The organism is Bowdeniella nasicola, from assembly GCF_001907295.1.
GTDB classification, from domain to species: Bacteria; Actinomycetota; Actinomycetes; order Actinomycetales; family Actinomycetaceae; genus Bowdeniella; species Bowdeniella nasicola.
The window spans coordinates 1-8,338 of the sequence record NZ_MQVR01000093.1 but is presented as its reverse complement, the minus strand read 5'-3'; the positions used below and the strand labels follow the sequence as shown (position 1 = coordinate 8,338).

Sequence of the window (8,338 nt, the reverse complement as noted above, 5' to 3'; positions counted from 1 at the left end):
GTGAGCCGGCTGAGCAGGCCGCCCGGCCCCGTCAAGCTCACGCCCTGCTCCTTCGCCTGCGCGAGCAAGCGTTCTGCGAGTTCCTTCTGATCGATGATCTCCCCGGTCACGGGATCAATTATCTCGTCGTCAACAACGACAGTGGTCGTGTCAGCCACGGCCATCTCCTTTCGGATCAGGCCGGACCCTCACACACCATTATTCAGACAGTCCCTATACGGTAGTCTGGTGTCACGCGAGGGGAGCTATGATGAAGCAGCTGGCAATTAAGTCTTTGGCGTGTATCGCCTTAGTTTGGTGGGGTCGACTGGCGTGGCAGTAGCTGCGATGAAGGTTGGGCAGTTCGGAGGGGCTGTCAACGGTGTTAACTTTCAGGTGAGTACCGTTAACGCTTCTAGGTTTTGGTTGAATACTGCGGCGTCGCGAGGCGTCACGGTTACTGGGACCTATCAGGCGCGGGCTCACTGTGACTATGCTCCGGCTGCAAGGGGAGCTAGCGTCTACCTCCGAAAAGGGGCGCAGGTGTCTACGGTGGGGCAGGGGAACTGCTGGTTCACGATCGCATCCGGGAAGGCCGTAAAAACGGGATAGTGTGGGAACTCCCAATGCTCACGTGTAACAATCTGGCCCAGGGTTATTCTGCCCGCACCGCGGTATTCGCAGACATTTGCTTGAGTTGCGGTCGGGGAATTACGGTCCTGTTAGGACAAAACGGCGCGGGAAAAACGACGCTGCTGCGAACGATCGTCGGTCAGCTAAAACCCCGCGGCGGGAACGTCATGCTTGGCGAGCACGATGTTTACGATCGTTCGTTTGCTCGAGAACGTTCCCGCAGGATTGGGTATCTTCCGCAGCGCGTGACGTTTGATCCAAGGATGAAGGTCCGCGAGTTTGTTGGGTATATCGGCTGGATGCGAAGTCTGGCCAAAGCGGAAGTTGCGCGGGATATTGACCGCGTCTTGTCAGAATTAGCGCTTACGGACCTGGCCGAAAAGAAGATGGGAGAGGTCTCCGGCGGTCAGGTGCAACGTGCCGGCCTAGCTGCTGCGACGATCGGTTCACCAGATGTTGTGGTGCTCGATGAGCCCACGGTAGGGCTGGATCCGGTTCAGCGTGTTGAGGTCCGGCGCCTGATCAGCGCGGGCCTTGCTCCCACGACAATCCTGTCGACCCACCTGATTGAGGATGTCGTTCACCTTTCCCCTCGGGTCATCGTTTTGGCAGGAGGGGAGATCGCTCTTGATGGGTCGGTTGCGGACCTCGAAGCATGCGCTGACGGTTCGCTGGACGGAATGTCACGAGCAGAAAGCGGGTTCGCGCGACTAGTGAGCCAGTCCGGTGTCGTCGCATCATGATCGCTAGACGCCACATCTCCTGGTTGGCACTGCCGATTCTCCTCCTCGTCGGGGTAGCGATTCTCGGACTGACGAGCAATGTCTGGCTCGGCTGGTCGACCGCTACGGCGACATACGCGCTCTCACCCCTGATGTTCATCGCCCCCGTCCTCGGCGCGCTTCAAGCACATGAATCGGCTCGATACGAGCAGTCTGGCCCTTGCCAATGGATTGAACAAAACCTGGTGCAGCGATTGCGCCAAAGCACTCGAACCGTAGCTCCGTCGTGGATTACAATCGTTAGCCTCTCCGCCGTTTTCGCTCTCGGTAGCTTTGGCGCGACGGCCGTTGTGAACTACGGATTAGCAGCCACCTCTTACCGTCCGGTCGTGGGCTACCTAGCGCTTAGTTTCCTCGCCGTGGCGTTGGGGCAGCTGGCTGGGAAACTCCCATGGCATCCCGCTCTTGGGGTAGGTGGCATCTTTGTTTTGGTCCTTATCGCCGCGCTCTATGTCACGCGATATTCCAATACACACCCTGCCTATGGGACACCGCTTCTTCCGGTTGTGGCCTTGGCGATCGCCGCATTGGTAACGACCGTGTTGGCACTAGGTCTGCCGTTTCGTCCAGCCGCGAACGGGGGTGTCGTGGTCCTTGCTTTACTGTCCGTGAGCGGCTCAGTCCTGGCGGCGATCCACGTACGTAATGACGCGCCGATGCGGAATCCAGACCCGGTCTGCGAAGGGGACAGCCCGCAAATCTGTGTGTGGCGTGAGCACACGCGAGCATTACCAACGCTTCGAGAATTCGCTGATCGTCTCACCACCGTGAAGCCGGACGCGATGGAACTGCCCGGCAGAATCCAGGAATTAGGGCTCAACGGGATACCTGATGCCAGCACCTCCATGCCACTGAGCAATTTGAAGGTCCGTCAGACGAGTGCGCTCGCGCTCGATCTGGTCCTGACGACGACCAATATGGTCTTCGTCGATCAGGACAACTCCGCCGAAGGTGACGGTGCCCGGGATGCTCTCGCGGCATATTTGCTTCTTGCGATAGATCCGGATAACACCAGCGCATTCTTCTCCCACCAAGCGGTTGACGAGGCAGCCCGAATCCTCGAATTGCCTGACGATGAACAGCGCAAAGAAGTCGTCGCACTATATGAGCGCGCGACCAAGGATCTGCGGCCGTGATCGGGCTTTATGCACGGAGTCGCGGCATGCTCGGCGCCAGTGTGATGGTGCTGCTCGGGATTGTAGGTGCTGTTGCCCTTCTCAACGCGAGCGAGGGCATCGTCAACCTTATTGATAGCGGTATCACGCCGTTAGGACGCATCATTCTCGTCCTCGTAGGGATGGGGCTAGCGGTGCCATTAGGACAGAGATCCGAAGCGGACTATATGGGGAACACTCGCAGCGACCTCCGAATCGCGCACACGACGATCGTCATGGGCCTGGCCATAGTTTTAGGATTGGGGCTCGCGCTTTATGTCAAGGAACCGAACGTCCTCGCACTGCCTCGCCTCGTCGTGTTCTACACGGGACTTGCGATGATTTCGGTTCGGGCGTGGGGTTCTGGGTTCGCCTGGGTGGCACCTGGGGTGGCAGTCGTGGCGATCGGGTTGTTATTGCCGCCAGATGCGCAGTCGCCGACAAACGTCATCATGTCGCAGACTAATAGCGCTGTCGTGTGGTTGATCGTGGTCGTGACGGCGGTAGTTGGGTACGCCGCTACGGTTCGCCGCTAGCTGCCCGCCCAATCCGGGTCTACGCCGCCGAGAGTCAGCGCGCCGCCAGACAGGTTGCGTGCGTCCAGTCCGTTGCCGACGAGGATTCGGGTGGCGAGATAGGAACGCACGCCGGAGGCGCAGTGGACAGCGATCCACCGCCCGTTAGCGGCCTCGCGAATCTCCTCGATACGGTCCCGAACCTCGGTGTGGGGAATATTGAGCGCCCCCGGAATCATGCCGTTATCGCATTCTGCTGCGGAGCGCACATCCAAAACGAGCGCTTCGCGAGCGACCTTTTCGAGGTCTTCGGCGTACCAGACCGGCATCTGGCCGAAAAGGATGTTCTGGGCGACGAATGCTGTCATGTTGACCGGGTCTTTGGCGCTGCCGAACGGCGGCGCGTAAGCGAGGTCAAGATCAGCGAGGTCGTTCGCGGTCATCTTGGCTTTCAGAGCGGTAGCAAACACATTGATCCGGTTCGCGACGCCGGCTCCGCCGACGATTTGGGCGCCGAGGAGTTCGCCGGTCTCCTTCGCAAAGTGCGCCGTGATGTGCATCTGCTGCGCGCCCGGGAAGTAGCCGGCGTGATCGGCCGGATGGACGTGCACGGTCACATGGTCGACGCCTTGGGTATTAAGCGTGCGGCGGTTAGCTCCCGTCATCGCCGCGGTGAGGCCAAAGACACGCACGATCGCGGTACCGAGCACCCGAGGGGCCTTGTGCGAATCGGCGACGCGATCGCTCGCTGCGCCGATCCCGAGGAGCGCGGCGTCTGCGGCGCGCCGCCCATGACGATTCGCCGGAGCAGCCAGCGGAACCGGGGCGATGACGTCTCCGTCGCCGATCTCCTGGCGCATCGCGGCGGCGTCACCCATGGCGAAGATGTGGGGATCACTCGTGCGGAGGTAGCCATCGATGACGATCGCGTCTCGGGGCCCAAGCTCCAATCCGGCATCCTTGGCGAGCGCCGTATCCGGGGTGACGCCCGTCGACATGACAACAAGGTCAGCGGTGAGCTCCTCCCCGGAGGATAGCCGGACTCGCGCGGCGCCGTCGGCATCGCTGATCGCGTCCACGGAGGTGCAGGTGAGAACGCGAACGCCGTACTTGCGTAGCTCTCGATCGACCCATTCCGCCTGCTCGGCATCGAGCGGGGGCAGGACGTGCGGAGCAAACTCGACGAGGGTGACGTTGCCGCCACGGTGGGCGAGAGCTTCCACGGCCTCCAGGCCGATGAAGCCCGCACCGACGACGACCGCATCAAACTCGGAACGGCCCTCGATGCGCGCAATGAGCCCGTCCATTTCGGGCACGGTGCGAAGCCAGTGGACGGAGGCATGGTCGAGTCCCGTGACCGGGGGAGTGGCAGCCTTGGATCCGGGGGAGTAGATGAGCGTGTCGTACGCGAGCGAGTACGTGCCTTCTGGCCCGTTGACCGTGATGGTCTTGTCCTCACGATCGATGCGCGTGACTTCGCTGTTCACCCGGACATCGAGGTTCAACTGAGCCTTCAGCGTGTCCGGGGTGTGCAGCAGCAGACTGTCCCGCGACGGAATCTCGCCGGAGACGTGGTAGGGCAGTCCGCAGTTCGCAAATGACACGTACGGACCTTTGTCGAGAACGATGATGCTGGCGTTCTCATCCAGTCTGCGGGCGCGAGCAGCCGCGGACATGCCGCCCGCGACACCGCCGATCACGACGATCTTGGTCACAGGTCATACTCCCTAGGTGGGTGGTTAAGTGAAGGAGAGGAAGAGCTTTTCGAGCTCAGCTTGAGTTTCTTCGGACTCGTTATCGAGGTAGCACTGCTTCATGCCGGTCGATAGCAACGTGATGGCAGCACGGTCAATTGCTCGAGAACATGCGGCAAGTTGGGTGAGAATCTCGCGACAATCCTCGCCGTCGTCGATCATGCGGATCACGGCAGCAAGCTGACCGTTCGCGCGCGCCAGACGATTGCGGGCGGCGCGGGCCTCGGTGGTATCGAGTTCAACCATGAGCCCATGCTAGCAGATACCCCCTAGGGGTATAGGGGTGGGGTTTTCTCAAGCCCGCGCTTGCCCGATACCATCAGGTTATGACCGAGACTTCCGCATCTAACGTATCCGATCAGCCTGAGCAGATTCGCGTGCGCCATGAAAAGCGCGAGCGCATCCTGTCGCAGGGCCGGGAGGCTTACCCCGTCTCCGTGCCCGTGACGACCACGATCAAAGATGTGCGAGAGAAGTACGGTCACCTCGAAGTTGGCGAAGAGACTGAGGATGTCGTCGGTCTCGCCGGTCGCGTGATCTACCAGCGCAACACCGGAAAACTCTGCTTCGTCACGCTGCAAGACGGGGCCGGCACCACGATCCAGGGCATGCTTTCCGAGGGCGAAATCGGCGTCGATTCCCTCACCGGCTACAAGGCTGATGTCGACCTTGGCGACCACCTGTTCCTCTCGGGCAAAGTCATCTCCTCGCGTCGCGGCGAGCTATCGATCTTTGTGCACGACTGGCAGATCGCATCCAAGGCGATCCGCCCGCTGCCGAAGACCTTCACAACCGAAGACGGCGAGCAGGTCAGCCTGTCCGATGAGGAGCGCGTCCGCCGTCGCTACGTCGACCTCGTGACGCGCCCGGCCGCCCGTGACATGGTGCGCACCCGATCCGCGGTCGTGAAGTCGCTGCGGAAGACCTTCGACGAACTGAGCTTCATCGAGGTCGAGACCCCGATGCTGCAGGTCGTTCACGGTGGCGCTGCCGCCCGCCCGTTCGTTACCCATATGAACGCGTTCGATATGGAGCTCTACCTGCGTATCGCCCCCGAGCTGTTCTTGAAGCGGGCGGTCGTTGGTGGCATCGAAAAAGTTTTCGAGATTAACCGCAACTTCCGCAACGAGGGTGCTGACTCCTCGCACTCGCCCGAGTTTGCGATGGTCGAGGCCTACGAGGCTTACGGCGACTACCGCACGATGGCGATCCTAACCCGCAATCTCATCCAGACCGCCGCGCGGGAAGCGATCGGATCCGAGGTTGTCACGCTCGCCGATGGTAGTGAATATGACCTGTCCGGCGAGTGGGCAGAGCTCGATCTGTACACCTCGTTGTCTGAGGCCGTGGGCGAAGAGATCAGCCCCGCAACTGACCGCGCCAAGCTAGAAGCGATCGCAGAGGCTCACGAGATCGGGCTCGCCTCGCACTACACGCCCGGCAAGATCGTGGAAGAGATCTGGGAGGAGCTCGCCGGAAGCAAGCTCTACGAGCCCACCTTCGTCATGAACTACCCGGTCGACACCTCCCCGCTGGTGCGCGGTCACCGCGAACGCGAGGGGGTCGTAGAAAAGTGGGATCTGTATGTCCGCGGTTTCGAGCTCGCGACCGCCTACTCTGAACTCGTCGATCCGGTGATCCAGCGCGAACGCTTTGAGCAGCAGGCTCTCGTGGCCGCCGCCGGCGATCCCGAAGCCATGGTGCTCGACGAAGACTTCTTGCAGGCGATGGAATACGGTATGCCCCCCTCGGGCGGCATGGGGATGGGTCTTGACCGCCTCCTCATGGCGCTGACGGGCCGCGGAATCCGAGAGACGATCCTTTTCCCGCTGGTCAAGCCGCTTTAGCTTTCGAACGCCACACGTCCTACGTCGTTGAAACATCACCGCAATAGAATGGCCAAGGACGGAAGGTAGTTCTTGACATGGCTTTTGTGGTCGGTATTGCGATCGGAGTCATCGTCGGCGCACTCGGTGCTGGCGGTGGCATTCTTACGGTTCCGATCCTCGTCTACCTCCTAAGCCAGGACCCTCACGACGCGGCAGCGGCATCCCTCATCATCGTCGGCGTGACAGCCCTCGTGGCGCTGCCCGGTCGTATGAAGGCCGGGCATGTGAAGATCCGCGATGGTCTCGTCTTTGGTGCCCTGTCCGTCATCGGCTCTGTTATCGGTGGTTTGCTCTCGCGGTATGTCTCCTCCGACGTGCTCATGAGCCTATTCGCCGTGCTCCTCACCGCGGTCGGGTTCGTGATGCTGCGCAGGGCAAGGCTTGGCCGCAAGGAAGAAAAACTCATTGCGGACGGACGCGAAGACGAAATCGTTCGCAAGGCAACCTGGGCCGCGGCCGCGCGCGATTCCCATGGGCTTTTGCTGCTCATCACGACCGCGACGCTCACCGGTTTCCTCACAGGCTTCTTCGGCGTCGGCGGCGGTTTTGCGGTCGTCCCGACGCTCGTGCTCGTGATGGCGTTCGGAATGAAAGAAGCCTCGGGTACGTCCCTGTTCGTCATGGTGATCGCCTCGCTTGCGGGACTCGCCTCACGGCTCGGCGCGGACATCCATTTCGACTGGCCGCTCATCGCGATGTTCGCGGTTGGTTCATCCCTCGGTGGCATGCTCGGTGGGCCGCTTACCAAACGTGTCCCGAGCTCGGTTCTCACATTGGCGTTCGCGATCCTGCTGCTTGGGGTCGCGATTGCGACCGGCATTCAGGCGATCCCGGCGCTGTACGCCGATCTGACTTAGAACTCGGCGAGACGGTCGCGGTGCCCGAGCGGCCTCGCATCAAGCCGACGGGCAGTCCGGCTCGCCAACACGTAGGCAGCGGCGACAGGGTGCGCAGCGATGACAGCGCCCAGCAATGCGATGAGCCACGATGATGGCGTCGTGATCAGCAGGGCGGCCAGGGCGATGACAATGAAAACGGCGCCGACCCGCCACGTGATATTCAGCAGTCGGCGATGACGCTCCAACCCTGCGATCGCTTCTGGAGCGAATAGCAGCAAGACCCCGAATAGCGCGATCACGAGCGAACCCAGCAGCCCGAGCGACGGCAGCCATAGAGCCATACGACCGGGCGCATCGTGAGGCGTCGACATAATGAGCATCGCGCCAAGCGCTCCGGTGAGGAAGGCAAGGGCAACGCCGGCGATGAGGGTGAGGCGGGTGGTGGAGATGGCGCGGACTTGTGCTACGTCGGGTGGGAGGGGTTGGTTGCTGGTCACGGTAGGCAATTTACCTGGAGGATGCTAGGTGGAGCGAACCGTCCGTGTGGGCCTGGATGAGGCCATCGGTTAGGAGGCTCGTGATGGCGCGCTCGGCTTGGGAGGTATCGGGTGAGGCGATGGTAAGGGCGTGTTCGCGGGGGAGTGTTTCGTGCGGGTCTAGGTTGCGTAGGTGCGCCATGATTTTGCCGCGTGCTTGGCGGTCGGGGTCAAGTCCCTTGTAGTGGTGTAACGGCGTTTTCCTCTCGTTTGGGGTTTTAGCTTGCTAGTGCGGGCGTGTCGGTATCGGTCATGGT

At 61.4% G+C, this 8,338-nt stretch carries 8 protein-coding genes; 5 read left to right on the top strand and 3 right to left on the bottom strand.

Annotated elements, in window-relative coordinates; translation table 11 throughout:
- Positions 1–605 precede the first annotated feature (605 nt).
- From BSZ39_RS11535 to BSZ39_RS11525, 3 genes are read left to right on the top strand one after another with little or no spacing between them, the layout of a single operon-like run.
- Entirely contained in the window at positions 606–1,355 is a 750-nt protein-coding gene (locus tag BSZ39_RS11535) for an ABC transporter ATP-binding protein (protein WP_073717473.1), read from the top strand.
- A 23-nt stretch (positions 1,356–1,378) separates the two neighbouring features.
- Positions 1,379–2,530 (top strand): HPP family protein, encoded by a 1,152-nt coding sequence (locus BSZ39_RS11530; protein ID WP_143180518.1) that lies wholly within the window; start codon positions 1,379–1,381, stop codon positions 2,528–2,530.
- A complete protein-coding gene (locus BSZ39_RS11525; RefSeq protein WP_073717471.1) occupies positions 2,527–3,084 on the top strand; it encodes a hypothetical protein in 558 nt (185 codons plus the stop codon). The genes BSZ39_RS11530 and BSZ39_RS11525 overlap by 4 nt, the downstream gene beginning before the upstream one ends.
- Here the strand turns inward: BSZ39_RS11525 and BSZ39_RS11520 are convergent.
- Entirely contained in the window at positions 3,081–4,778 is a 1,698-nt protein-coding gene (locus BSZ39_RS11520; protein ID WP_073717470.1) for an FAD-dependent oxidoreductase, read from the bottom strand. The two genes, BSZ39_RS11525 and BSZ39_RS11520, sit on opposite strands and share 4 nt — an antisense overlap.
- A 24-nt stretch (positions 4,779–4,802) precedes the next feature.
- Positions 4,803–5,063 carry a metal-sensitive transcriptional regulator gene (locus BSZ39_RS11515; protein ID WP_073717469.1) on the bottom strand — a complete coding sequence of 87 codons (261 nt, stop codon included), beginning with the start codon at positions 5,061–5,063 and terminating at the stop codon, positions 4,803–4,805.
- Positions 5,064–5,143: 80 nt separating this feature from the next.
- Between BSZ39_RS11515 and lysS the strand changes: the two genes are divergently transcribed.
- Both lysS and BSZ39_RS11505 read left to right on the top strand, forming a co-directional pair.
- On the top strand, positions 5,144–6,664 hold the full coding sequence (gene lysS / locus BSZ39_RS11510) for a lysine--tRNA ligase (RefSeq protein WP_073717468.1): 1,521 nt from the start codon (positions 5,144–5,146) through the stop codon (positions 6,662–6,664).
- Between the two features lie 77 nt (positions 6,665–6,741).
- Positions 6,742–7,563, top strand: a complete 822-nt coding sequence (locus tag BSZ39_RS11505; RefSeq protein WP_073717467.1) for a sulfite exporter TauE/SafE family protein — start codon at positions 6,742–6,744, stop codon at positions 7,561–7,563.
- Here the strand turns inward: BSZ39_RS11505 and BSZ39_RS11500 are convergent.
- Positions 7,560–8,042, bottom strand: coding sequence for a hypothetical protein (locus BSZ39_RS11500; protein WP_073717466.1), 483 nt, complete (start codon positions 8,040–8,042; stop codon positions 7,560–7,562). The two genes, BSZ39_RS11505 and BSZ39_RS11500, sit on opposite strands and share 4 nt — an antisense overlap.
- Between the last annotated feature and the right edge of the window lie 296 nt (positions 8,043–8,338).

Excerpts from the sequence above, each read along its gene's own strand:
- BSZ39_RS11535 (WP_073717473.1), top strand. The coding sequence starts at position 606 with ATGCTCACGTGTAACAATCTGGCCCAGGGTTATTCTGCCCGCACCGCG.
- BSZ39_RS11515 (WP_073717469.1), bottom strand. The coding sequence starts at position 5,063 with ATGGTTGAACTCGATACCACCGAGGCCCGCGCCGCCCGCAATCGTCTG.
- lysS (WP_073717468.1), top strand. The coding sequence starts at position 5,144 with ATGACCGAGACTTCCGCATCTAACGTATCCGATCAGCCTGAGCAGATT.
- BSZ39_RS11505 (WP_073717467.1), top strand. The coding sequence starts at position 6,742 with ATGGCTTTTGTGGTCGGTATTGCGATCGGAGTCATCGTCGGCGCACTC.